Source organism: Tardiphaga sp. 813_E8_N1_3 (assembly GCF_051811025.1).
In the GTDB taxonomy this organism is placed as follows: Bacteria; Pseudomonadota; Alphaproteobacteria; order Rhizobiales; family Xanthobacteraceae; genus Tardiphaga.
In genome coordinates, this window is record NZ_JBPWQE010000001.1 from 5,418,563 (window position 1) to 5,442,302 (window position 23,740).

22 protein-coding genes are annotated in these 23,740 nt (G+C 58.9%); 2 read left to right on the forward strand and 20 right to left on the reverse strand.

The features are described 5' to 3' along the window. Positions 1 to 2: 2 nt before the first annotated feature. The 9 genes from AB8A33_RS25605 to AB8A33_RS25645 all read right to left on the reverse strand — a co-directional run bounded on the left by AB8A33_RS25605 (position 3) and on the right by AB8A33_RS25645 (position 9,991). The gene (locus AB8A33_RS25605; protein WP_439095364.1) at positions 3 to 1,256 is read right to left on the reverse strand and encodes an O-antigen ligase family protein; all 1,254 of its coding nucleotides are present in this window, start codon (positions 1,254 to 1,256) and stop codon (positions 3 to 5) included. After that, positions 1,253 to 2,473, reverse strand: a complete 1,221-nt coding sequence (locus AB8A33_RS25610) for a glycosyltransferase (protein ID WP_439095365.1) — start codon at positions 2,471 to 2,473, stop codon at positions 1,253 to 1,255. Before AB8A33_RS25610 ends, AB8A33_RS25605 begins: the two co-directional genes overlap by 4 nt. 369 nt (positions 2,474 to 2,842) lie before the next feature. Further along, entirely contained in the window at positions 2,843 to 3,622 is a 780-nt protein-coding gene (locus tag AB8A33_RS25615; protein ID WP_439095366.1) for a helix-turn-helix transcriptional regulator, read from the reverse strand. Between the two features lie 213 nt (positions 3,623 to 3,835). Continuing rightward, complete coding sequence (locus AB8A33_RS25620; RefSeq protein ID WP_439095367.1) at positions 3,836 to 5,110, reverse strand: polysaccharide biosynthesis/export family protein; 1,275 nt, start codon at positions 5,108 to 5,110, stop codon at positions 3,836 to 3,838. Continuing rightward, the gene (locus AB8A33_RS25625) at positions 5,088 to 6,257 is read right to left on the reverse strand and encodes a hypothetical protein (RefSeq protein WP_439095368.1); all 1,170 of its coding nucleotides are present in this window, start codon (positions 6,255 to 6,257) and stop codon (positions 5,088 to 5,090) included. Before AB8A33_RS25625 ends, AB8A33_RS25620 begins: the two co-directional genes overlap by 23 nt. A 119-nt stretch (positions 6,258 to 6,376) precedes the next feature. Then, positions 6,377 to 7,384, reverse strand: a complete 1,008-nt coding sequence (locus AB8A33_RS25630) for an SDR family NAD(P)-dependent oxidoreductase (RefSeq protein ID WP_439095369.1) — start codon at positions 7,382 to 7,384, stop codon at positions 6,377 to 6,379. Between the two features lie 17 nt (positions 7,385 to 7,401). Further along, positions 7,402 to 8,094: a sugar transferase gene (locus AB8A33_RS25635; protein WP_439095370.1), complete on the reverse strand. Its 693-nt coding sequence runs from the start codon at positions 8,092 to 8,094 to the stop codon at positions 7,402 to 7,404. A 2-nt stretch (positions 8,095 to 8,096) separates the two neighbouring features. Next, positions 8,097 to 9,356: a DegT/DnrJ/EryC1/StrS family aminotransferase gene (locus AB8A33_RS25640; protein ID WP_439095371.1), complete on the reverse strand. Its 1,260-nt coding sequence runs from the start codon at positions 9,354 to 9,356 to the stop codon at positions 8,097 to 8,099. Continuing rightward, complete coding sequence (locus AB8A33_RS25645; RefSeq protein WP_439096060.1) at positions 9,308 to 9,991, reverse strand: sugar phosphate nucleotidyltransferase; 684 nt, start codon at positions 9,989 to 9,991, stop codon at positions 9,308 to 9,310. Before AB8A33_RS25645 ends, AB8A33_RS25640 begins: the two co-directional genes overlap by 49 nt. Between AB8A33_RS25645 and AB8A33_RS25650 the strand changes: the two genes are divergently transcribed. After that, on the forward strand, positions 9,879 to 10,115 hold the full coding sequence (locus AB8A33_RS25650; RefSeq protein WP_439096095.1) for a hypothetical protein: 237 nt from the start codon (positions 9,879 to 9,881) through the stop codon (positions 10,113 to 10,115). The genes AB8A33_RS25645 and AB8A33_RS25650 overlap by 113 nt on opposite strands. Positions 10,116 to 10,597: 482 nt before the next feature. On the opposite strand, the gene AB8A33_RS25655 is transcribed toward AB8A33_RS25650, so the two are convergent. Continuing rightward, positions 10,598 to 11,515 carry a LuxR C-terminal-related transcriptional regulator gene (locus tag AB8A33_RS25655; protein WP_439095372.1) on the reverse strand — a complete coding sequence of 306 codons (918 nt, stop codon included), beginning with the start codon at positions 11,513 to 11,515 and terminating at the stop codon, positions 10,598 to 10,600. Positions 11,516 to 12,042: 527 nt separating this feature from the next. On the opposite strand from AB8A33_RS25655, the gene AB8A33_RS25660 reads away from it, so the two are divergent. Further along, the gene (locus AB8A33_RS25660; RefSeq protein ID WP_439095373.1) at positions 12,043 to 12,726 is read left to right on the forward strand and encodes a response regulator; all 684 of its coding nucleotides are present in this window, start codon (positions 12,043 to 12,045) and stop codon (positions 12,724 to 12,726) included. A gap of 162 nt (positions 12,727 to 12,888) precedes the next feature. Here the strand turns inward: AB8A33_RS25660 and AB8A33_RS25665 are convergent, their stop codons facing one another. The 10 genes from AB8A33_RS25665 to AB8A33_RS25710 all read right to left on the reverse strand — a co-directional run bounded on the left by AB8A33_RS25665 (position 12,889) and on the right by AB8A33_RS25710 (position 23,721). Beyond that, positions 12,889 to 13,878, reverse strand: coding sequence for a helix-turn-helix domain-containing protein (locus tag AB8A33_RS25665; protein WP_439095374.1), 990 nt, complete (start codon positions 13,876 to 13,878; stop codon positions 12,889 to 12,891). Positions 13,879 to 14,059: 181 nt separating this feature from the next. After that, entirely contained in the window at positions 14,060 to 14,701 is a 642-nt protein-coding gene (locus AB8A33_RS25670; protein ID WP_439095375.1) for a response regulator transcription factor, read from the reverse strand. Further along, positions 14,698 to 15,840, reverse strand: coding sequence for a sensor histidine kinase (locus AB8A33_RS25675; RefSeq protein ID WP_439095376.1), 1,143 nt, complete (start codon positions 15,838 to 15,840; stop codon positions 14,698 to 14,700). The genes AB8A33_RS25670 and AB8A33_RS25675 overlap by 4 nt, the downstream gene beginning before the upstream one ends. Further along, entirely contained in the window at positions 15,837 to 16,991 is a 1,155-nt protein-coding gene (locus tag AB8A33_RS25680) for a histidine kinase dimerization/phosphoacceptor domain -containing protein (RefSeq protein WP_439095377.1), read from the reverse strand. The genes AB8A33_RS25675 and AB8A33_RS25680 overlap by 4 nt, the downstream gene beginning before the upstream one ends. 129 nt (positions 16,992 to 17,120) lie before the next feature. Further along, entirely contained in the window at positions 17,121 to 18,548 is a 1,428-nt protein-coding gene (locus tag AB8A33_RS25685; protein WP_439095378.1) for an alginate export family protein, read from the reverse strand. Further along, on the reverse strand, positions 18,517 to 19,425 hold the full coding sequence (locus tag AB8A33_RS25690; RefSeq protein ID WP_439095379.1) for a glyoxalase: 909 nt from the start codon (positions 19,423 to 19,425) through the stop codon (positions 18,517 to 18,519). Before AB8A33_RS25690 ends, AB8A33_RS25685 begins: the two co-directional genes overlap by 32 nt. Positions 19,426 to 19,442: 17 nt before the next feature. Then, a complete protein-coding gene (locus AB8A33_RS25695) occupies positions 19,443 to 21,077 on the reverse strand; it encodes an MFS transporter (protein WP_439095380.1) in 1,635 nt (544 codons plus the stop codon). Continuing rightward, on the reverse strand, positions 21,074 to 21,484 hold the full coding sequence (locus AB8A33_RS25700; protein WP_439095381.1) for a DoxX family protein: 411 nt from the start codon (positions 21,482 to 21,484) through the stop codon (positions 21,074 to 21,076). The genes AB8A33_RS25695 and AB8A33_RS25700 overlap by 4 nt, the downstream gene beginning before the upstream one ends. Next, entirely contained in the window at positions 21,481 to 23,367 is a 1,887-nt protein-coding gene (locus tag AB8A33_RS25705) for an amidohydrolase (protein ID WP_439095382.1), read from the reverse strand. Before AB8A33_RS25705 ends, AB8A33_RS25700 begins: the two co-directional genes overlap by 4 nt. 63 nt (positions 23,368 to 23,430) lie before the next feature. Further along, entirely contained in the window at positions 23,431 to 23,721 is a 291-nt protein-coding gene (locus AB8A33_RS25710) for a XapX domain-containing protein (protein ID WP_439095383.1), read from the reverse strand. Positions 23,722 to 23,740: the final 19 nt, after the last annotated feature.

The window sequence follows — 23,740 nt, forward strand, 5'->3', positions numbered from 1 at the left end:
ATCTAGCTTCCGATGCGCGTATGCGGCGACGGAGTGCGCGCCGATCCGAGGATCAGACTGAGAGCGAACGCGAACCACACAATGGGATGACGCAAGATGAAATGGCTGATGCTGAAAATGGCCAGCGCAACGAACAATGCTGCCAGAGCATCGAGCTTCGCGCGGAACATGAGTATGAACGTGCCCGCGAAGAGGCCGCAAACGGCAATCACAGCGAGCAGGCCACCTTGCGTAAATATATCCAGCAGTGTGCTATGGGCTTCGAAAGGAGTTGGAAGCGCCTTGTTATTGGCGACGTTCGGCTTCTCGAGATGCGGGCCCGGCCCGAGCCCGAGCGATCCGGATTCCAGCCCTCGATGGAGTGCATCTTCCCAGAGTTGCAGCCGCAGGGACGCGGTGCGCTTCGTTGCCTCGCCGCCACGGTCCTTAGCCAAACTGATCGCCAGACCTTCGAACTCATCGGCGGTCGCGACGGCATACGGTGCTAATGTGAGCGCCAGAGGGACGGCGGCGGCGATGACCAGAACCGCGACCACAGACCGAAAATTTAATCTGTGCTGTGACGAGGTCAGCCAACTGCGCAAACGCAGCACAGAAAAGATCGCGGTGGCAATCACCATCGCAACAAGAAATGTATCGCTTTTGGTCAGGCGTCCGACGGCGAAGGTTAACAGGCAACTGAACGATCCCGCTACGCGGCCAAACCCTTTGGCCGACAGGGCAAGGCTGAGAGACAGCGGCGTCAAAACGGCGCAATAGAGAGCGATCTGATTCGGATTCTCCGCCCAGCCTCGAAATCGATCCCAGTACCATGGATCGACCGACGGCAGGCTGATGATGGACCATCCCGCAGCGATCTGAAGGACCAGCGCGATGTTCCAGAAAGCGAGCAGGAACCATTGGGTTTGGCGTAGGGCAGCGTTGGCTTCCATCGTTGCGACGATGAGGCAGGTCAAAGCTGCCACCAACAGATACGCGAAGGTGTCGTGCAACATCGTAGGAAGGTCCAGCTCCTGACTCAGATAGGCCACGCATGTCCCTACGCTCAGAGCGAGTGCAAGACAGGCCCAAAACGCACCGATTCGGAGCAAAGCTGTCGCGTTGTAAATCTGGCCGGTAACAACGGCCCGCAATGAGACGAAAGCAAGCCATAGGACGAGACAGATCTCGCCAACACCCAGCGGAATTCCGGGAAGGCGCAGCTGTGAAGCTGTCGTAAGTACGATGCCAAAAGAGAGAAGCGCATTGGCGATCATGGTGATTTCCCTCCGTGCTGGCTAGCCGTTCGATCTTCATTGATGTCGCGAGATAGAACAGTCGTGTCTTCGCTTCGCCTCCCGGTGAAAATCAGCTTCCTGTAAAGATCGGCGTAGCGGTCAGCCACGACGTTCAGGTCGAATTCACGGCGCACGAGTGCGATCGAGCGCTGTCCCATGCTCTTTGCGCGGGCAGGATTTTGGAGAAGATCAAGAATGGCTGCGGCGAGCGCACGCGGGTCGCGAGGCCGCACCAGATGGCCATTGCAGTTCTCCACCACAACATCGCCGCAGCCTGGCATACGCGTGGCGACAATAGGCACACCCGCCAATCCTGCTTCCAGCAGAACACGGGGAATTCCTTCGCGATACTCTGTCGGGAAGGCAAAGACATTCGCGATTCCGAGAAGCGCAGGAACGTCGGATCGCGCACCGAGAGCGACGACGTGTGGTGCGTATCGATCAATCAAAGCCTGATCCACGGCAAAAGGACCTTCGCTCTCCCTGGGACCGACAAGCAGAAAACGAACGCGGGGTCGGGATTCGCGGACAATCGCCGCCGCATCCAGAAGCGTAGGTATACCCTTTTGCACGGTCAGTCGGCTCACAGTCATGACGACTTCGTCGTCACCGAGTCCGAGTTCTGTACGAAGTTGCACGGCGGACGGCGCCTGAGCCCGCGCTGTCTCGAAAGCATCGACATCGATTCCCGAACTTCCGATCAGTACAGCAGGACTGTTGCCAAGCAGACGATAGCGGCGGAAGAAATCGCCATCCTCCTTGTTTTGAAATACCGTTGCCGAGGTCCAGCAGGCTGCCAACCGCTGCAGCGCTAGGTAGGCTGGCCTGAATGCAAGAGCTTTCAGGTGTGCCGAGGAAAATACCCAACCCATTCCGTTGATGGTGCGCACAATGGGGATTGCGCCTCTCACCGCAAGTGGGGCGAGCAGGTTTGGTTTGGTATCGAACGTTTGAACAACGTCCGGTCGAATGTCACGTACGAGCTGTGAGAGCTGGCCGACGGCTAGGCGGTCGGCTACCCGTGCGCCGAACCTATTGAAGTCATAGCGATGATACTCGATGCCGCTATTTGAGAACGGGAGTGCAGCGCCAGTTCCGGCAGCGCTCACCCGAAAGCCACGGCTGCGCAAGGCTGCCAGAAATGGGATCCGCAGGGCATGATCCTCGCCTCCTACGCAAAGCACATGCAACGTCATGCTAATCCTTTCGGTCGCAATCGGAATGCAGCTCGGTCGAGCCGGAAAATCCGGCTACAGACGTATTTCAATGTCTTCGAATATGAGCGGACGGTGCGAGCTTACGGGGTGATCACAAAGTGTCTTCATGCGTTCGAATGACGGCGGCGTCGGAAATATTCGGCGATCCTGAGGAATTTTGGCACCGATACTAGGAGGAGTACTCCGAAGTGCGATTGGCATGACGTGCGCAAGCTGAAGCGCCGTATCGTCAGGTCCGGACTCAGTTCAAACGTCGGAGCAAAGCAGCCGGTCAGCGACCCGCTTCACTTGCTGCTGTGTTTATGCCCGCATGAACAAGGAGACCTGCGTAGATGCCTATCGTCGGACTCAATTGCCGGGAGAAGGCAGGACGGCGACGCGTCCCAGTAGTGCTACCAGCTCCGCCTGCCGCCGTGTCTGTGTCTTGACGAACAGAGAGGCCAGGTGTGAGCGGATGGTCGTCCGGCTTAGCCGTCGGGAGCGAGCAATATCAAGTAAATTATGGCCGCGCGCCAATTCGACTGCAAGCTGGGTTTCCGCGGCTGTGAAGCCGAACAAACATCGCAGCGCCTGGGGGGTCGGCTCCGGATGAGCATCGAGATCGAGCAGGATGATAGTACTGGTTTCATCCGTCCAAACATTGACCATCTGGCTTACAAGACTGGTGACGCCTTCCTTGAAGGAAGTAGCGAGCCATGATGTCGAGCCAACGGGAATTTGGGCCCCCGCGCGGTTCACCAACTGCTTTACGGCGCTGTAGAGTGTTTCAGGACTGGCGGTGAGTTTGCATTCGCGTTCCAATATCGCACGTCCGATTGCGCTCACGTCAAGCACACAGCCACGTTTGAGCAGAACTTGCCCGCAGCCAATACGCGCCAGAACCGCATGTAGCACGTCACGTTGTTCGCCAAGGTCGGGCTTCTTGTCTGGATCAGCGTCTGGCCTGACAAGGGGAGCGCGATTCGAAATGTTGAAGATTGATTCTTTGCAGGGATGAAGCGACGCAATCGCGCCAGGCAATGCGGCACTCTGGTTCAAGTTCAACATTTCGTCATTCCCTTTGCCTACTACTTCGACCGGATGACAAGGATTGATCGTGCCGAAAGCATTCCAATTTCGACGAGCCATGTAAATGTTCAAATCGGGGTAACCCGACTGCACACTTGGCCGAGGCGATCCGCATTCGCAGGGCCTCTAGCGGTCCGACTGACATGGAGGAAATGGAAGAAATGCTGCCTGAAAAGCGGTGCGCAACCTCAGCGCGCAGTTCTGTGCGGGCCATCGGGCCAGAGGCTGTGAATAGCCGTACCCATTGTAGGTACTCCCGCTTGTGCCAATGGCTCAGTTAGATGCGCTGGCTACTCCCGAAGGGCGCAGCGAGACTTCGACCACATCTCCCGGCTCTACATCGAAATCAACTGATGCGGCGATCCTGTTCCACTGCTGGCCGACCTTTCGCGCGATCGTTACCTCTGCTCGGAGATCGCTGGTTCCGACAGGCAATGCTCCCACACCACCGACAGGCTGCAATTTTTGACTCAACGCCTGCAATTTAACCCGTAAGTCCGCCATGCGAACGGTTGAATCCTTCACCTCGCGCAACAGATTGATGGTTCGCTGATTGGCGACCCGCTCTATCTGGCGCAAGAAGTCGTCGCGCTGACGTTGCAGCCGCATGACTTCGACCATCGTTTGAAGACGCCGCGTCGACGACAACAGAAGAGCGCGTCGGCTTTCCGTGACACGAGGGCTTGGCAACGATCCCGCGCCAAACAACTTGGCTACCCGATCCAGCTCATCCTCATCAGCCTGCACACCCTTTTCCTCACCGTCCTGCTGCTTCCTGAGGGTTGAGAGCTGCGCATCCGATTGTTTTACGGCATCCTCCAGAAAGCTCCGTTCCTTACGATAGTCAAGCTGCGCAGTCTTTAGTGACGCCGCCTCGGATTGCACGATCGCCTCGATGACGGAGGCCGGCAAAGATACTTCACTAGGTATCTTCTGATCGAAGCTGTCATTGCCCTGGAGTTCCGCATTGGTGCGGATCACGTGGAGATACTCTTTGATGTACTCGGTCGACAAAGATTGGTAATCGCGCAACAGATCTGCCGGATCGACGGCACCGATCTGACCGCGAGAGCGCAACAGGCTAAAGCCACCGGCCACCGCGACGGCTTGGCGTACAGTCATGGACGCGCGATACACCAACTGTCCGGGCGTGAGAACGTCGCCAGTGACATAGATCGGTCGGTAGTCCACGACGCTTGTGATCACATCTCCGGGCTTGATGACGAGCGCCTGCTCGCGCCCGTCCGGCGCACGCTGACGCAGGATCCTGGACTGCAGCAGCGTCTCCATGCGGGCCTGAAGTTCCGCCGGGGTCAGACCGGCAACCGGTACCGCACCGATCCCTGGAAGAGCAATGGTGCCGTCCATCTGGATCTGAGCTCTATTGCGCTGTTCAGGCGCTCCACCGACCGACACCTCGACAGTATCGCCGGGTGCGAGGCTGTATTGAGCTCCAAGGCAAGCGCTGCTGCCTGCCAAGACAACGATTCCAGCCCAGAAGCTGCTAGGGACATAGCTGAGAGTCTTACTGCGCCTGTTGCCTTCCATGACGATCTCCTTGCGCTAAGCTGCCTCCGCTGTCTCGATCAGCCCAGTCGATGCGGGAAACAAAATCAAATACCGGCCCGCCTCGTTGCCCCCAGTTGCTCGACCAGATGACTTGCGATCCATCAGGAGAAGGTGAGCCATGCGTTTCGCTCCAATAGTCATACGGAGCATTGCGCGTATGCGCGATACGTCGAAATTCGCCACTGCCATCGATTTTAAGTGCGATAACTTCCTGAGCGAACGGAGCCACTCTTTGACCGCCAGCGGGAGCGAGCGCGGCGCCGGCATAACTCATGAAGACCCAGCCGGGACGGCGTATCGCCCGCATCGATGCATGCTGAGCTTCGCCGTAAGGAGCGAGCGCCGTTACCTGTCCGTCCTGGAGTCTCCGCTTGATGACCTGATACTTGTCGGGCACCGACTTGCTGATACCGACATAAACTTCATCACCGCCGGCATCGACGGTCATGTCACCGTGGCCGGGCCGGTGATGCTCGGTCCAGCTCTGCAGGAGATCGCCCTCAATGCTGAAGACAAATGCTTGATCTGTGAAGTCAATGAGAGATTGCTGGCAGAATATGTACTTGCCCAGCGGCGAAATTCCGCAATAGCTGTTTTTGCCGGGAATTCGCGCCAGCTCAATGTCGGGAAATTTCCGACGATCCGAAAGATTCACCGCAAATGCGACAAGCGTGCCCTGCTGGCTGATGGCGCGCACCACGATACGGTTACCGTCCCATGATGGATTGCCTTTGTAGGGGCCGAATTGAAGCTCACGATATGCTTCAGTCTCAAGAATTACATCTTCGGCGTTGCTTCGCGGCGCCCATCGCGAAATGCGACGCCCGGCGACACAAATCATGAGCTCTGGATCTTGCGGATGCCATTCGCATTCACCCCCGCGCTGTCGCCGGAACAGTGGGGCATAGGTGTGCCCATCAAGAAAGCACAAGCCATTGCATCCGTTGACAATCAAAAGCAGGCTCTGGTCGGCATTCCACGCCTGCGCGCTCGAATAGCGATGGGTGCAATAGGAACGCTTGCAAGCCAGGCCGTTTCCCATCGGACTGTCAGGCGTGGTCACGCGTACAAAGGTCGTGCCGAGGGATGCATCGACGGCTGGCGCGAGATAGCCAGGCAGATCCATGGCGGGCGCCGGGAGGAATTGGGCGTTTGCGAGCGATTCCGTTAAGGCGGGTCTCGAGGAAGCGAGCAAGACAAGGGCGCCACAGCACAGGAGAGCTCGGGCATAACCCAGCAGGGCCATCATGTGATGAAATCCCTCTGCCGCCGGACTTGCTTTCCCGAAAGGCGATGACGCCACCAATCAACTGTCCGTTCCAACCCTTCCCGCAGCGTGACCTGCGGTGACCATCCCGTTGCATGGACGAAGCGGGTGCAATCAGCGAGCAACGCTCGCACTTCCGAATTTGTCGGTCGCAGACGCTTCTCCTCCTGAAGCACAGGCTTGTCGCTGGAAGTAAGGTCGACGATGACGTCAATCAGGTCGCGGATCATGATCGCCCGCTGGCTACCTGCGTTATATGGCTGGCCGTATTCGATGCCCTCAGCCAGCCCGGCAGCCATGAACGCGGCTGCCGTATCTGCGACGAATGTGAGATCGCGCACGGTTGTTGCGTCGCCGATCATGATCGCCGGGCAAGAGGGATCGAGCGCTTGCCGTATAATGGCGGCGATGATCGCCCTTTCGCTTTGTCGTGGCCCAAACGTATTGAATGGCCTGAGGATGACGACCGGTACGCCGAACGACTTCGCAAAAGCCCCCGCCATCATGTCTGCGGCTATTTTGGAAGCGGAATACGGCGATTGTCCCTGCAATGGATGATTTTCATCGATCGGCATTGTTATGGCCGTGCCGTAGACCTCGCTGGTCGACGTGTGAATGACCCGCTCGGTGCCGTGCTGCCGCGCGGCTTCGAGCACATTCAAGGTGCCGAGTACGTTCGTCTCGACATAGGATTGCGCAGCGACGTAGGAATAGGGGATCGCAATCAGTGCCGCGAGATGAAAAACGATCTCGTGGCCGGGTACGAGGCGACCCACGAAAGCCGCATCGCGGATGTCGCCGCGAACGAGATTGACTTTCTTTCGGGTCGAATCCGGCAGATCGTCCAGCCAACCATGGCTATCGAAGGAATTGTACTGGGCAAGAGCGGTAACGTTGGCTCCTGCCGAAACAAGCGCTTCGGTCAGGTGCGAACCAATGAAACCGTCGGCTCCCGTAACGAGAATTCTTGCACCAAGGTAGCTCATGGCTGTCAATCCCCGGTTTATTGTCCAGAGTCTTCCGATTGATCCTTCGGCGTGCATTCAGTCCACGATCCCACGGCGATTGCCCAGGCTGCACGAAGAATCCAGCCGAGATCGGAAGCCAATGTTCGACGCGGGAAATAAGCGAGATCGATTTTCGCCTTGGTCGGGAACAGAACTTGTCGATAGAAATCCACAGCCGCGACGTCAGCGGGATAAAGCTTGCTTTCATGCCGAAACATGACTTGGCACGGACCAACAAGGCCGGGCTTGTGGTCGAGAAGCTTCTCGAACCCATTGTGAAAGCAGTCGAAGAATGCGAGCGATTCGGGCCGCGGTCCCACGAGCGCCATGTCGCCGCGCAAGACGTTCCAGAGTTGCGGTAACTCGTCCAGCTTGCTCGCGGCAAGGAAGCGACCAATCATGGTCAAGCGGCCATCCCCCTCTACTGTGAGAGGGTATCCATGCAGATCGCAATCCGACCTGAACTTGCGAAATTTATACATGAGGAATGGTCGTCCATTTTGCCCGAGACGAAATTGCGAGAACAAAATCGGCCTTCCGCCTTCGATCCAGATAGCAAGTGCTACGATCAGAAAGAGAGGAGCGAGACTGGCTGTCGCAGCACCGGCAAACAGAATATCAAGGGCGCGCCGCAAGCCCACCTGCGTAACAGGAGTTGACGCCAGGAGCTGGTTCGCTGCCCCGCGCATGGCTATGCGATTGCCCCTAGTGGAAACTCCGTGCCAAGTGCGCCTGCAAGGGAATTCACCACCTGCTCCACATCGGCTGGGTTCATTCGGGGATGCAACGGCAGCGTGAGCTCCCGTTGGGCAAATTCCTCGGTTCGCGGCAAGAACGTATCGGGGTAAAGCTCTCGGTAGAACGTCAGGTGATGTACGGCGGGATAGTGAATGGTGGTCTGTATACCGCGCTTGCGTAGTCGATCGATCACGGGCTGCCGGTCGGTTCCCGCCGGCAAAACAACCGGCATCAGATGATGCGCCGATGGCCAAGGATTCGCGAAGGGTATCATCACCGCAGGGCAATGCTCCGCCATCAACTGACGATAGCACAGCGACAGGCGTCGCCTGGTGTCATTCCATTCCGGAAGTTTCTTGAGTTGGGCAAGGCCAACGGCAGCGCGCAAATCATCCATACGATAGTTGAATCCGAGGATCGTGACATCGTAATCGGGACGACGACTGGTGAGGCGCTGTCGTGTGCTGCTTGTCATGCCATGAGACCGTGCTCGCCTGATGGTTTCCCTCAAAGCGCGGCTACGGGCGATAATGGCGCCGCCCTCGGCGGTCGTCATGTTCTTGTTGCCATAGAAGCTGAATGCCGCCGCCTCGCCAAAAGTCCCCACTGCGGACAGTCCGGGCGCATGAGCTGCATCCTCGATCAGGAGCAGGCCCTTGCGACGAGCGAAGGACTGCCAGGTATCGCGATGTGCGAGGTAGCCAGCGAAATGGACGAGAATAATCGCTTTGGTTCTCGATGTGCATTTGGCTTCAGCATCATCCAACGACATCAACGGAATCTCGGCCGAATCGATATCGACGAAGACGGGGCGTGCTCCCACATAGAGAACGCTATTGGCCGTGGCGACGAAGGTCAGCGACGGAACGAGAACTTCGTCGCCCGGCCCAATGCCGAGCGCGTGCAGGATGAGGTGGAGGGCTGCCGTGCACGAGCCGACGGCGATCGAATCCTCGGCCTCATGAAGATGAGCAAACGCTTGTTCGAACTCCCGGACCCGGTCTCCCATCGTAACCCAGCCGCTCTCGATGACAGAGGCTAGGGCTGTTTGCTCGTCCGGACCCAGGACTGGCTCTGATACCAATAGCATGTTCATCTCCAATCCCGGATTCAGCGATACGTTTGAGATTGCACGAGCAGCAGCCGTGACATGCAGCGTCTTCGTCAGGCCGCGACGGTTGCCACGAATGCCGGGGGCGACTGCTCGTCCCATGCAATATCCTGAGCCTTGAGGAAGTCGTCCACCCGCCCGATATCGAGCCACATGCCGTTGTGCTTGAATACGTTCACGGGTATTTCCTCTTCCAGCATCTGGGCCATCAGATCGTCGAAGCCGAATGGAACACCTGACGGAATGCGATCCAGCACCGAGGGATCCATGCAGTAGATGCCCATGCTCACGAGATGCGACAGTTCAGGCTTCTCGCGGAATCCGGTGACGCAACCGCCCGTCTCGTCGATCACGCCAAAGTCCATCTTGGTAGGACGCGTGGCGGTGGCGATGGTGAGGGGACCCTGATGTCGTCGATGACAGCTCACGAACTGACTGAGATTCAGGTCCGTCAGCACATCGCCATTGAGAACGAGAAACGGCGTGTCGAGTTGTTCTCGCAGAAGTGACAGCGGGCCGATCGTTCCAAGCGGCTCCAGCTCCTGCGTGTAAACGATCTGCATGTTCCACTGATTGCCGTCGCCGCAAACGCTGCGAATAAGGTGGCCCAGATATCCAGTCGTGATGAAGACTTCTCTGATTCCGTTTCGTCGGAGCCATTTGAGCAAGAGTTCGAGTACGGGCCGCGATCCGATCGGCATGAGCGGTTTCGGCAAAATGGATGTATGCGGGCGCAAGCGCATTCCCTTTCCGCCGCATTGGATGACAGCCTTCATGTTATCCTCCTGTGTTGCTGGAGCGCGCAATCGTCATCATATCAACGTGACGGCCCGACCTGCGCTGACGGCCAAACCGGAATAGCATTGACGAGAAAGCTAGACACTGACTGTCAACACGTCTTCGTGCGTTTGCATGAGATGTCGGAAGTATAGTTGGATTTCACGCGAGCATCTATTGCAGCGGCAATGCCGCAGCTCGCGCAACGCATGCAGCTCCCAGTAACCCATGAAGAGATTGGATGGGCCGGACATAGGCTGCATCGCTAACGTGCGATATCGCGAGGCAAGATTGACATCGCTGCGATTGGAATGACGACAACGGCCGCAACGAGTCGGTTTTTCAGAAAACCTACTAGAAACTGACGCCCGGTATCCACCACGCGCGTAAGCGACATTGCCTTAACCGTCGCCGATGATTGGTGAAATAATTTACTGAGTCGCATCGCAACGATACGCGCGATCGTCGGCGCCTCACGTATCTATGCTCGATCGTTCGCCGGCGTAAGCGCCACCATCCGACAACTATCAGTCGGCTCGACTTGCTTTCCTACGCCGAAACGCTGACTATTTTCCGATTCGTGCAGTGCCACAGATCTTTCCGTTGATGCCCTTACGGATCAGACCGTCGATGCGCGAGACTTCAACATGATTTGGCTCATGGTTGACGGCACCAAGAGGCGCCGGCGCCTCGATTTTCTTGATCTCGGAGATCATCGTAACGGGATTTGAAAGCCGCCCGCTCGAATCGCCAACCAAAGGTGGAGAGTTGCTGTTCGCTGGCTCTGCTAGTGATCCGTTGTTCATCCCCCAAATCGCTGCCTGTGTCCGATTCTGAACTCGGAGCTTGCGAAGGATCGCCTTGACGTGGACTTTTACAGTTGCCTCGGCGATATGGATCTTTCGCGCGATGCTCTTGTTGGAGGCGCCTTCGATCAGGCAGTGCAGAATTGATTTCTCCCGCGGAGAAAGCTGCGGCGTGATTGTATCGTCTGTAGCGATAAGAATCGCATGTTTTTTGTTTTGATCGCACGACCTCGCCTCGCCGAGGTGACTACCTTCAGGAGCGAGAACAGATGATAGAAATGCCGGAGGAAAAATGGTTTCACCCATCATGATCAGTTCGATGGACTTTATGAATACATCGCAGGTCATAACGTTGACAAAGTAGCCGCTAGCACCTGCCCTAAACGCCGACGCCAGTTCTTCCATTCGATAATGATCGGCCACGATCGCAATGCGCCCGTCCGGATGGCAGTCCCTGAAAAGTTCGATTTGTTCAATCGCGGCGTCAAAATCATCGCCGGTGTAGACAATAAGAAACAGAGGTTGGTGTGCTTGCAGTTGGCCCGGGAGCAAATCATCAACACTTGATACAGAGGCAAGGATACGAAAATTTGCTGAGCGTAGAATTCTGGCAAGCCCCTCTCTAAGTAGAACGCTTTTCCCAACGAGAATGGTTAAAAATGATTGTTGCCTTCGCATAGCGACTCTCCCAACCACACGCAAACGGATACTTAAAAAACGGAGCGATTGAAATTCAGCTCCTTCTTGATGATCTGTCGGCGGCTAAGCGCCGCTTCTTCCGCAGAAGTTTTGGTATTGAAATATTCTCAGTCGGCAAGAAACTCTGTCTTTTAGAAAGCATTTTATGGTCGAATTTTGGGAACCTCCCTGTCGGTTTGCGACGATTTTATGAATGTTAGATGCGAATTCCCGATCTCCCTATATACCTTTAGTTATAGGCGATGGACCGGTACTGAGGGATGTCGTTCATAATAGTAAACGGGGGAATCACCGCAGACTCCGCAGTGGGAGTGCGTGCTTTGTCATATGGGGCATCCACCCTTGAGTGACGATCTCAATTATAGCGACCCGAGGTTGCGGAACGTTTTCATTGTTGCGTTGCGATGTAGCGTGACAAATTTGAGCCTCCAGAAAATTAGGTTAAGAAGGAAATATCCGGGGTAGCGTGGAGTTTAAGTTTTGGGGGGCGAGGCTGAGGACCGCCCATGAGCTGCACCAGCGTGGTGATCGCAGACCGCCATCCTGTGGTTCTGCAAGGTTTGACGAGCGTGCTTGAAGCGCAAAACGGCTTCAAGGTTGTCGCATGCTGCAGCAATGGCATGAGCTGTATCGAAGCGATCCGAAATTTAACGCCGGACATCGCCATTATCGACATCGCAATACCGGGCCTGACCGGGCTGGAAATCATTACCATCGCCAATTCCGAGGGGCTTTCAACGCGGGTCGTCTTTTTCAGCGCCGTGGTTGAAGATCGCCAACTGGCTTTATCGGCCGCGGCTGGCGCCTACGGTGTCATCCTGAAGGATGTGCCGCTCGAAACCCTGGTGCAATCCTTGCGGGAGATCGCGAATGGTCAAAGGCTATTGCCGCTCCCCTCGGTCAATCACGTTATACCTTCCGAGCAAAAGAATATCCCGATCGCGGAGAGTGTGCTGACGGCGCTGACAGAGCGCGAGCGTCAGATCATGCGCCTGGTCTCTGAAGGGTTGTCGAACAAGCAAATTGGACGCCGGCTGAGTATTGCCGATGGCACCATCAAGCAACATCTCCATCACATCTATCAGAAGCTTGAAATCAGCAACCGGACAGTACTTGCGGCGCTTGCTATATCCCACCACGAACGTGGGGGCTTTCTTGAGGATCGTGCTCTGTCGACTCATTGTGATTGAGCGTCTGCAGTCGCGCGCTGACCTGTGTGCCACTTCCACGCTGATGCGGGCGCTGATCGGCGCACAAGCCTGGTTGGCGACATCCACCTTGCCGCCAACGCGGAGTCAAAAAGAACCCCGATGCGCGGCTTCACCACCGTGCACGACATCGGTGGGCCTTCTTCAGCAAATCGCTGGGGAACCTGCATTGCCAGTTGCGCGGCGCCATGCCCCCGGCGGTAGTCCGGTCGCAGCGGAAAAGACGCGGGTGAAGTGGCTTTGATCGGCAAAGCCACAAGCCAGTGCGACATCGGCCAACGGCGTATCGGTCTTCATCAGAAGACCTCGGGCCTGCTCGACGCGCTGGGACAGGATCCACTGGTGAGGCGCCTTGCCCGTCGCTTTCTTGAAGCCGCGAATGAAATAACCGCGCGACAATCCGCAGGCGTGGGCAACATCGGCAACGCGCACATTGCCGGCAGCGTTGCTGCTCAGCATTTCGATGGCGAGCGCCAGTTGCGGCCGCGATAGCGCCGCGCCTTGCGACGTGGATTCCAGACTGGTCGTATTGTTGTATCGCTCGATCAGATGAATGCCGATCGTCGTTCCGAGCTGGTCGAGGAACAACGGACTCGCTTCGCTACTTTTCTGCAGCAAGGGCTCGACCACGCTGACGAGCCGCAACAAGACTGGATCGGTATCACCGGCGTTGCACGCAAGGTCGACCGCACCGCGCCACCCGTGCTCCTGCGCCAGTTCGATCAGGAACGGCCGCGACACCTCCATCAGGAGAAAATCGAACGCGCCGCGCAAATCGGCGCGATAATCATCCGCTAGGTTTCGGATATAGATCGAGCCTTCCTCGAACTCATGGCTCGTGGCGTGATGCTCGTGAAAAATACGCCGCCGATGACCACGACCCTGCGAGATGCCGATCAGGAAACCGCGATCGTCGGCGGCGGTCGAGACCTGACCGAGATGCGGATCGTCGCTCCCTTTGCGGAAAAACTTGATCCCGGCACCGCGCAGCTCCTGATCCTTGTGGAGCTTGCTGGCGGGACAACCAAACAGGTCGATCGTCGGCGCTTTCGGCTTGGCCGGGATTTGCTGCTGCCCCAGCATATGGACCGGTCCCACATATGATGCACTGTCGGGAATTCGGGTATTCGCCATCATATACCCCATTGCTGCACGCCACAGATCGCCTGGACGCTCTCATGCGCCCCACCGAACCACCGCAGGTTTCAGTTCAGCCACGCACATCGTTGCGCGTCGTCGCGCTCCATGATTCCAGAATGCGGAATTGTATGCGGACAGACAATTGGAGCATGGTGGAGACTGACTAGACCTTGGTCTAGGCGAGCGAGGGCGGCTCATATCTCAACCGGTCGGCCATCCGCACGACGTCAGCGAGCGAGTTTGCCCGCATTTTGCGCATCATCGTGCCGCGGTGGAGCTTGATCGTGGCCTCGCTCAGGTCCAGCGCAGCCGCAATCTGCTTGTTCATCAGACCGGCAGCGACATGCGCGAACACCTCGCGCTCCCTGACCGTCAACGTCTCGAAATCTGCCTTGAGGCCAGCGATTTTCTCGGCCGCCTGCTTCGTTGCACAGTCGCGCTTCACGGCCGCCTCAACCGCAGCGAGAAGATCCATCGCGCGAACGGGCTTAGTCAGGAATTCGATAGCGCCGGCCTTCATCGCCCGCACCGACATCGGCACATCGGCAAAGCCGCTAATCACGATCACCGGCGTCGTGACATGCAGGGCAACCAGATCATCGAGAAAATCGAGCCCGTTACGGCCGGGCAGATGCACGTCGAGAACGATGCAGCCAAATTTGCCCCTGTCATCTTTCGCCAGAAACTCCTGCGCCGAGGCAAAGCACTCGACCTGAAGACCGACCGAGCGCAGCATACCGTCCAAGGCCTCGCGAATACCCTGGTCATCGTCGATGACGGCGACAACGGCTGCAACTTGTTCTTGATTTGCGATCACGGTGCTACCTGCAGCGTACGGGGCGGCAGCGTGAAGCGAAAGCGCGTGCCGGTGGGCACGCGTGGCTCCGCCCAGAGCCTTCCGCCATGGGCATCGATGATGGAACGGCAGATCGACAGCCCCATGCCAATGCCATCTCGCTTGGTCGTGAAGAACGGATTGAAGATCATATCGAGATGATCGGGATCGATACCCACCCCCGCATCTTCGACGGTGACGCAGACCTCTCCCAGTGGGTCCATCGCCGACACGACAGTCACACGCCGTTGTTGATTCTCCGATGAATTGATGGCATCCGCCGCGTTGGACACTAAGTTCAACATCACCTGCTGCAACTGCACCCGATCGCCAACGATCGACGGCTGGTCAGGCTGAAGATCAACGTTCAGCGCAATCCCCTGTCGCGACAGTTCCGGCTGCACGATCAAAAGAACGCCTTCGATCATCTCATTGAGGTCGAGCGGCTCGAACACCACGGGCCCGTTGCGGGCGATCGCGCGAACGCGCTGGATGATTGCTCCGGCGCGATGCCCCTCCGCGATGGCCCGCTCCGCGGCGGCGCGGGCTTCGCCGACATTGGTCTTCTCGCCCTTGAGCCATTGCACGCAGGCCTCGGCATTCATGACAACGGCCATCAGAGGCTGATTGACTTCATGCGCAATGGACGCGGTGAGCTGCCCCATCGTGGTGATCCGCGACATGCGCGCCAGTTCCGCATGCGCGACCTGAAGCGCCGCCGTGCTCTCGCGCAGCTTGCGGTCGGCGCGGTCCTTGTACAGGGCCATTTCAATCACGGTGCGCAGTTGCAGATCCTCGAACGGTTTGAGCAAATAACCGAATGGCTCGGCCTCACTGGCTCGCCTGATCGTCTCGTCATCGGCATACGCCGTGAGGAATACCACCGGGATCTGGCATCTGGCACGGATCTGCCGGGCGGCATCGATGCCGTCGATCTCGCCTTCCAGACGGATATCCATCAGCACCAGATCGGGACAATTGCTGATCGCGAGTTCAACCGCCGCCTCGCCGCGGGCGGTCACCCCGATTACGGAATGACCGATTCGGCCGAGCTGCTCGCTGATATCGCGGGCAACGATGCGATCGTCCTCGACGACCATCACGCGAGCGCGCGTTGTCATGGCGCGAGCCTCGCGCTACGACCAGCTGGGAATGTAAGGGTGCAGGTGGTGCCGCCAGTGCGATCGACCGAGAAAGTGCCGTGCAACTGCTCGACCAGATCGCGCACGAGCTGCAGACCAAGCGATCTGGTCTCGATGAAGTCGAACTGCTCGGGCATCCCTATGCCGTCATCCGCGACAGTCAGAATGCATGTCCCGTCGTCGCTGCGGCCGAACCTGACCTGGATATATCCGCCGCGTTCGCCGGGAAAGGCGTGCTTGAACGCATTGGACACGAGCTCGTTGATAATGAGGCCGCAGGACACAGCGCGATCCATATCCAGCGTGACGTCATCACTTTCGGCCGTGATCTCGACGCGAGCCCGCCCATAGGCGCGGCGCAGATGCGTGCACAGACTGAGCACATGGGTCTGCATCTCGATCTCGGCGAAGTTGCCGGCGCGATAAAGATTTTCGTGCACGAGTGCCATCGACCGCACGCGGTTGCGGCTGTCCGCAAATAGCGCCGCGGTGATCGGGTCGGTGATCCGCGATGCCTGCAGGTTCAGGAGACTGCTGATAAGCTGCAGGTTGTTCTTGACGCGGTGATGCACTTCCTTGAGCAGCGCTTCCTTTTCGTTCAGCGATGCTTCAAGTCTTTCCCGCGCAGCATTTCCGGTTGTGATGTCCATCATCGCCCGCCGCAGCTCAAGCTGGTTCATGATCTGCCGCGCGAGCGCCTGTAGCGTGAAGCGCTGGCGGGCCGAAAGACCATCCGGACGCGGCGTATGGTCGAGCACACAGACGGTGCCGATCGGCAGGCCGTTTTGCGTCTCCAGCAAAGCACCTGCGTAGAAGCGCAGCTTTGGACCGCCGCTCACCAGTGGATTGTCCTGGAAGCGCGTGTCCGAGGAGAGATCGGGGACCACGAACAGATCGGTCTGGCGGATCGCGTGCGCACAGATCGAATGATTGAGCGGCAGTTCCTGGTCGCCATGCGCGATGCCGGTCAGCGTCCAGTGCCGGTCGCCATCGATCAGATTGATGGCCGCGATCGGCGCATCGCAGATATCCGACGCGATCTGCACGAAGTCCGCGAAATCTACATCAGATGCAGAGTCGAGAATATCATATCGATGCAAGGCCGCGAGACGATCGCGTTCATTCCACATGTCAGCCACTTATCTCGGCGTCATCCGAACCATCACGCCAAAATGAGAACCGATGGCGGGCGGGCGCGTAACCTATTCTGCGGCGGCACAAAATGAAACCTGGCCGCACGCGGTAGCCGGAGCGCCCGGTTACCACCCATATTTGAGCTCCAGGCCCAGATAGTTGCTGTCATGCCCGCCGGCATTCCGCACGGTATCGCCGATAGCATAATGCACCGCCTCGACGGCTCCGGTCAGGTTGGCGTTGAAGACGTAATCCGCACGAAGCTGCGAATAAACCCCGGTCCAGCGACTGCCCTGCCCGGCCGTGCCGGCAACGGTAACGTTGGGCTGAACATAGACGGCATCGGCAACCGTCTGGCGCCACTGCATGCCGACCCCGGCGGTCACCGTCAGATTGGCAATGGGCTTCACCGTCAGTGTCGGCTTAAGATGGATCAGATTGGCGTAGCCGGTATAGCCTGCCAGCGAAAAATAGTAGCCGTTCGGGAACAGCGGATTGAACGTACCGATCGTGTTGTCACCCGCACGCCCGTCACCTGACGCCGCATCCGCCTGCAAGCCGATCCTTGGCGTCCATGCGACGTTAGAGAATGTGTAACCGGTGCGGCCGCCCAGTGCCCACGCTTCGATGTCCTTAGCGCCGACATGACCGGCCTGCCCCATCGCCTCGAGATCCCAATCGAAGCCATTGGCGTTGCCGGCAAAGCGGACGTCGAAGATGTGCCGCGTCTCTTCGCCCAGGGCGTCGAGATAACGCGCAGACGATCGCTCGAACAGCGAGTAGTAGCCGGAGAGTTCGTTGTCGCCGAAAACCTTGCGTTCGATACGCGCCGTACTGAAGCGAAAATTCTGGCCGGAGAAGTCGTCGAACACATCGCCAAAGCGATATTGCACCGGCTGACTGACAAAGCCAATGAAACGCCACCGCCCGGTCTCATAATCTGCCCACACCGCATCGAATGACTGCCGCACATTCGGTCCGTCGCGCGACGATACGAAGCGCTGCAGATCGAAGGCAAAATCCTGCCGGCCGACGCGCGCCTTGAAGATGCCGTCACCCAGCGCGCCGCTATAGGCGATGAAGACCAACCTCAGATCTAGCTGGTTCTGGTCGACCGGCGAGATACTCGCCTTGTCGAGGGTTCGCACGTCCTCGAGCTGGGTGAAGATCTGCCAGTTCTCGTTTAGCCGGATATCAACATGCATCTGCAGCCGCTGCAGCAGATAGGAATCGCCACGCGTATTGCCGACGCCGAAATTCGGCGCATCGTTGAACTCGAACCGCTCGCGCAGATTGGCACCAAGCGAGATATAACTTTTCGGATCGGTGACAAAGAGCGGGATATATTTCAGCGCGTCGAACGACTCCGTGCGCAGCGCCGGATTGGCGAGCGCGGACCAGTCTTCCTGCCAGCGATTGGCGAGAAGCTTCGGGCGCGCGGGCGCTACCGCTGAATCGTCGGCATGCGCGGACTGCAGCAACGCCGCGCTGACGATCAACGCGGTCGCGGCTGCCCAGACCCTACTTGCCAATAGCGGAATGGATCTCGGCAACATAGCCTCCCGGGAATTTCACCAGCACCGCGCGCCGCGCATCCGCGACATAGGGCTCGACTAGCACCGTGGCACCGGCCGTCTTCGCCCTGGCCAGCGTCTCGTCGAGCGACGGCACTTCATAGCCGGTCAGCTCATGCCCATAAGGATAAGGGAGCACGCCGTCGGTCACTAGCACAGTCATCTTGCCGAATTTCGACGTGATGCGAACCCGACGATAGGTATCGTTGGGGCGGCCGATCTCGATGCCCGGCGCCTTCGCCGTGTCGGAGACGATGCTGCCTTTGGAGAAAGCGACAAAGCTCTTCACGAACTGGTCGGCCCGGCCAGCCGGCACATAGACGCGATTTTCCGGGATCGTCTGCAGCTCCGGATAGGACGGCGCCGTCGTGTGCCAATAGAGCTGCATGTTGATGCCACCCGGCCATTGCACCACGACGTCGCGGCCAATGGGATCGGGGAACGTCTTGACCAGCACGTCGGCGCCCGCGCCCTGCGCGGCTTTGACGGCGGCGTCGATATCGGTGACGAGATAGCCGGTGCGCTCATGGCCAAACGGATACGGAATCGGCGTCTTGAAGCCGAACACCGAGACCGACCCCGCCGGGGTCAGCAGAAGCTGCGACGTCGTGCTGCTCGGTGTCGGTGTCACCGTGGCGACGACCTGTTTGGTGCTCTTGCCGCCAAAGGTTGCGATGAAGCTCTCGACGAAGCGATCGACCTCGTCCGGCGCAACATAGACATGCGTCGTGTCATATTGCGCGCCGACCGCAAAATTGGCCTTCGCCGGCGCCTCGCGCGACCATGCATCTTGCGGCGTGGCCGATAGCAACGCGACGGAAACAATAGCGGCGGTGAATTTGAACAAACGCATCATGGCAGTCCTTGTGGCAACTAGTGCTGATTGACCAGTTCGGGCTTCGACATCGGGTTTTTCAGATCCAGCGTCAGAAAATGCCGGACCACGGGGGCGGCGGGCCCGATGTGATATTGCGTCATCTCGCGTTGCACATCGGCATCAGCCTTCGAAACGCGGTGATGCTGCCGCAGATGCTCCGCCCATGATTCCACCAAGAACCATTCGACGATCTTTTCCGGATCGGCGGCATCCTCGGTGATGCCCCAGCCATAAGCACCATCGCGACGACGCGCTTCGGAGAGGCGCTTGAGCCCGGTGAAGAACGGCGCGCGATTCTGACGCGCGACTCGGTATTCAATCAAGATCAGGACGGGACCGCGGTCATGTTCGACCTCATCCGACGTCAGCGGCTCCGGCCAGTAATTGGATGGCGTGAGATCGGCTTCGCCGGTTGGCAGCTTGACCCGGTGCATGATGAAGGCGGCGATGGCGAGACCGCAGGCGCTAACCAGCAGCGTCGCCGGCAGGCTCAGCGCTTGGGCCACCGCGCCCCAGCCGAGGCTTCCGGCGGCCATGGCACCGTTGAATATCATCAGATAGACCGCAAGGCCGCGGCCGCGCACCCAGTTCGGCAACACCGCCTGCGCGACACCACTGAACGTCGTCAGCGCCGTGATCCACGCAGAGCCGAGCAGCAGCAGAGCCGGCAGCGCAACCCATCTTGGCGGCGCGAAGGACAATACGGCCATCACACACGCCGATAGCAGCGCAGCGATGAGCAACAGCGCGTCGGAATCGAGCTTCGCGCGGAGCCGCGGCAGCACCAGCGCGCCACCGATCGCACCTGCGCCGACCGCACCAAGCAGCACGCCGTAGAAACTGGCATCGCCGCCGAGCAAGTTACGCGCCACTAACGGCAGCAGCGCCCAGATCGAGCTGGAGAACGCAAAGAAGATCGCAGCACGTAACAGCACGACATGCAGCTCGCGGCTGGAGCGCGTATAGCGCAAGCCCGCCCGGAACGCGCCGAAGAACTTCTCCGACAACACGTCGTTCTCGGCCTTGGCGCGCGGCCACCACAGCAATGCTGCGATGACGAACATATAGCTGATGACATCGGCGCCATAGGTGACGGCCGCGCCGAATGTTGCCAGCAGTATACCGCCGGCCGCAGGACCGATCGAGCGCGAGACATTGATACCCAGCGAATTCAGCGCGACCGCACTCTTGATATCCTGCCGCGGCACGAGCTCCGGCACGATCGCCTGCCAGGTCGGCCCGACCAGTGCCGCTCCGACGCCGCCCATGAAGGTCAGCCCGATCAGCAGATTAACCGTCAGCAGCCCGTAATAGGACAGCATCATCAGCGTCGCGCTCACCAAGGCGAGCAGCACCTGCACCGCGATCAGGAATTTGCGGCGATCGAGAATATCGGACAGCACCCCGGCAGGGATCGCAAACAGAAAAATGGGCAGCGTGCCCGCGGCCTGGATCATGGTGACTGCTGCCGGCGCTGCCGACAGGTCGGTCACGAGCCAGGAACTCGCCACGTCGCGCATGAAGCTGCCGGTGTTACCCATCACCGTCGCGACCCAGATCACCGCGAAGACGGATTGATGGAATGGCGCGAAGGCGCTGGTTGCCTTGGCGGTGTCGGCAGTGCCGCTCATGATTTTACCTTGTTGAGGTCATGCCATGCGACGAGCAGGAAGCCGCCGCACAGGCCGATGTGTTCGAAAAACGAATTGGCGCTCATAAAGCGCTCTGGCGGAGCCAGCTCCCAGAACCGATTCGCCAGAAACGTCGCCATCAGCGTAAAGCCTGCCAGCGAGAGTGCGCCGAGCCAGCGCAACACGCCACCGAGAATCAATAGCGAGGCAACCAGTTCTAGCCCGATCGTCGCCAGCGCGAGGGGCGCTGCCGGCTGCAGTCCGAAATGGTTCATCTCGGCAATCGCCCCCGGAAGGTCGAACGCCTTCACCAGTCCACCTTGCAGATAGGCCGCGCATAGGCAGAGCAAACCCAGCCAATGCACAAAGGGCGCACCGATCACGCGACGTGCGAGATTCGTGATCATACCGCCCAGCACGCGCAGCCGAGTGCGCCCCAGAAGCTCTTGAGATCAGCGATCGGCAGCTTGCTGGACCACGCCGTGGCGTGATCATGGCCATGCACGCCGCATGAATTCGCGCAGCCACAGCTCATCGCCATCTTCTGCGCGACGACCTGTCCATTCGCATCGGGCGCAGCCCATGCGCCATAGCCACCGAAGGTGCGCACAGGCGACCAGTCCGGCATGGCCGGCGGCGGCGCATTCTCGTCGAGCTTGGCGAAGTCACCGACGCCATAGACCACCCTGCCGCCGACGATTGTCAGCACTGCGCTCGTTTCGGCAATCTCGTTCTCCGCGCAGGAGAAGAAGTCGCGATCGGGTACGACGATATCGGCGAGCTGGCCGACCTGGATGCGACCCTTCTTGCCTTCCTCATTGGAGAACCAGGTGACGTTTTCAGTCCACATGCGCAGCGCCGTCTCGCGGTCGAGACAGTTGCGTTGCGGATAGAGCTGCATGCCACCAACGGTGCGGCCGGTGATCAGCCAGGACAGCGACACCCAGGGATTATAAGACGCAACGCGCGTCGCATCGGTGCCGGCGGAAACCTTGACGCCCTTGGCGAGCATCTTCGACACTGGCGGCGTGGCTTCCGCCGCGCCATAGCCATAACGCTCGACGAAATATTCGCCCTGATAGGCCATGCGGTGCTGCACGGCGATGCCGCCGCCAAGGACGGCGATACGGTCGATCGACTGATCGGAGATCGTTTCGGCGTGATCAAAGAACCAGTTCAGCCCTTCCAGCGGCATTTCCTGATTGACGCGCTCGAACACATCCAGCGCACGGCTGATGGTCTCATCATAGGTCGCATGCATGCGCCACGGCCATTTGTTCTGCACGAGAACGCGAACGACCTCCTCCAGCTCGCCCTCCATCTCCGGCTCCATGTCCGGACGCGGCTGGCGGAAATCCTCGAAATCGGCGGCAGAGAACACCAGCATCTCGCCAGCGCCGTTATGGCGGAAGTAGTCGTCGCCCTGCTTGTATTTGGACGTCTTGGTCCAGTTCAGGAAATCGTCCTTCTCGCCCTTCGGCTTCTGAGTGAAGAGGTTATAGGCGAGACGAATGGTCAGTTGGTTCTCGTCATGCAGTTTCTGGATGACGGCATAGTCTTCCGGATAGTTCTGGAAACCACCGCCCGCATCGATGGCGCCGGTGACACCGAGGCGATTGAGTTCGCGCATGAAGTGGCGGGTCGAGTTGACCTGGTAGTCGAAGGGCAGCTTGGGCCCCTTGGCCAGTGTCGCATAGAGAATGCCGGCATTGGGCTTGGCCAGCAGCATGCCGTTCGGATTGCCGTTGGCATCCCTGATGATCTCGCCGCCCGGCGGGTTCGGCGTATCCTTGGTGTAGCCGACCGCGCGCAGCGCAGCGCCGTTGAGCAATGCACGGTCATAGAGATGCAGCAGAAACACCGGCGTATCAGGCGCAACGGCATTGAGCTCGTCGATGGTCGGCAGCCGCTTCTCGACAAACTGATGCTCGGTAAAGCCACCGACCACGCGCACCCATTGCGGCGGCGGCGTGATGGCGACCTGACGCTTCAGCATGCTCATGGCATCGGAGAGCGAGCGCACGCCGTCCCAGCGCAGCTCCATATTGAAGTTCAGACCACCGCGAATGATGTGCAGGTGATTGTCGATCAGGCCGGGCAGCACACGCTTGCCCTTGAGATCGACGAGCTTCGTCTTCGGTCCCGCCAGCGGCAGGATTTCCGCGTCGTGGCCGACGTGGGTGAAGCGGCCGTCCTTGATGGCCACCGCGCTGGCAACGGGATTGGAGCGGTCCAGCGTCGTGAACAGGCCACGATGGAGAATGAAATCGGGGATCTGTGACTCGGCCATGGGGAGCTCCTTTGGAGGTAGTGAATTGAACGGTCGACGTGATCGTGAGACGTGTACCGGCGACTAGCCGCCAGCGGGCGGCTGCGACGCCTTCTCGGCCACGACACGCGTATCGGAGCGCTGGCCCTTTGGCAGATGGCCGAACATGTGTGGCTTCACCTGTTCGAGCCAGGACTGCACCATCGGCTCCTTCTGCCAGATGCTGCGCACCAACGGCGGCAATTGCTCGCCGACGAGAATGCCGAGCAGGCCAACCAGCGCCACCACCGGTGGCGCTGGCGAGCGCACATTGATCAGACTGTAGATGATACCCACCAGCAGGCCCGCGCCCAGCGAGATCATATGCGCTTTCATATCGTTGTCCTCGGTTGTG